The following is a 2,008-nucleotide window of genomic DNA, read 5'->3' as shown; positions in this document are numbered from 1 at the left end:
TGCTTCTGAACCTGATTCTCCAAACTTTGTTTTACCTTCATCTAGCTTATTTCCAACTTCGGTATTTATATTGTCTACTGCGGTAGTTGCTTTAGGTTGTCCTTTTTCCAGCTCTTCAGCGTACTTGCCCACCTGTTCTGAACCGACTTGCCCAAATCTTGGTGTGTTTTCCATTAAAGTAGTTAGCATAGGATTATTTATAGCTTCTTGTAATCTCGAAGGAGCTTCCCGTCCACCTTCAATCATTCTTTGTAGAAAAGCATCGATATTTTGATATCCCATATTCCCTAATGCTTCTCTCATCTCTAATCCTTCAATGCCAGCAGCCTTTAATATTTCATACATTGTATCAATTTCTGGTTTTTTCAACATCATGCCGGCATGTAATCCCTCAATATTGCCGCTACCAATCATTGAAAGCAATTCAACCGCGTCTAAAGCACTGACTCCTTGTTCTCTTAATTCGTTGAATATTCCAATTACTGCTTCTTTCCCACTTTGAGACCCTTGCCCAAATGCTTCAACATTTATCAAGCCGTATGTCATCATTTCTTCGACAACTAACAACTCATCTTTACAGGCTTGCATCATATTGGCAAATTGTTCTCTTATACTTGGAGTGCTATCTGATATTGCTTGTTCTGAACCTTTTAAGTTGTTTTGCATATACTGATAAAAAGCTTCCATAGCTTCAAGTTCAGTTTCTGATTCAGTCCTAAGTTCTTTATATTTAGCTATCAGTGCTTCTTTGTTATTGCCAGCACCTTCTATATAACCATCGGTGTTAGCAATTGCTATCTCAATCATTTTGTCAACTGCGTCTAATTCTTCTAACCCACTAGCCCGCAATTGCATATAGGCAGACCTTACTCCTTCTTCACTTTCAATTATTACTTGTATATATTCATCAGTTCCGGCTTTTCCAACTTTATGCATAATTGCTCTTGCGTCGGATTCTGAAACGCCCTGCTCTAGTAATTGTTGGTATGCTGAAGCTACATCAGTTGTGCCGTTTTGTAATCCCTCAACTATTCCTTGAATTACATTTGTTGAAGCTTCTGTTGTATCAGCTTGCGCTGCCCCTTCATTTGTTCCTTCTTCAATTACTTCTGTTATAGTTTCTGAAACATCTTTTTTGGCTTCGTCTTTATTCCCTTTAAAGGCGTTGAATATCCCTTTTACTAAGTTTTTACCAGCATCCCGAAGTTTACCAGGTAGAGAAATAATGCCCTTTACTAAACTTCCTACCAATTCTTTTCCAAGGTCGAATAGCTTAGGTATTCCTTCAACTATTCCTTTCGCCAGTTTCCCAATCATTTCGCCAGCGATAGTTCCTAATTTTGGCAAATCAATCTTCAAACCTTTTAAAATAGCTGCAATTAATAATCCACCTGCAGCAACTAAGCCAACAGGATTTGACAATACAGCAGTTAAGCCTGCTATTATTTTCCCGCCTATTGCAGCCACCTTACCTACTCCTGCACCTAAAGAGCCAACCAATGAAGAGATTAATTTTCCTCCGGTCGTTCCCATTAGTCCAGTACCAACAGAAGAAATCCCGCTAGAGAGCTTTCCGACTATAGAAGAACCCATACTTGCTAATTTTCCGGATCCTGTTTGAATTGCAGTTGATAAGCTGCTTATTAACCCAGTCCCTGCTGTTTTCATCGGTGCTAATTTAGAAATTATAGCTTGCCCTAGTTTAGAGGTTACAACTTGTCCGGCTGCATTAATCGGTGACATGTTAGAAGTAATCCCGGACACAACTTCATTTATTAACTTTTTACCTATGGATATTCCTTTAAATACCATAAAAGCTTTTGTAAAAGCCGCTAATATTTCAGGTACATATTTAGCCAGTTCATCTTTAGAATTAGCCAACCCTTCCGCTACAGCTTTTATTAACTTCAAACCAACTTCTATTAATTTGCCTGCATTTTCATTAAATGCTTGTGCTAGTTTTCCTACAGCTTCTACAGCCTTTGGAATGAGTTCTGGTATGGCTTGA

General features: G+C 38.5%; 1 pseudogene. It reads right to left on the bottom strand.

The annotated features are described in order from the left end of the window. Positions 1-2,008 (bottom strand): annotated as a pseudogene (locus WAO56_RS02905) (hypothetical protein); the annotation flags it as partial.

The sequence above is a fragment of the Miniphocaeibacter sp. genome, assembly GCF_049276255.1.
Lineage (GTDB): Bacteria > Bacillota > Clostridia > Tissierellales > Peptoniphilaceae > Miniphocaeibacter.
This window is presented reverse-complemented; position numbering and strand designations above follow the sequence as displayed.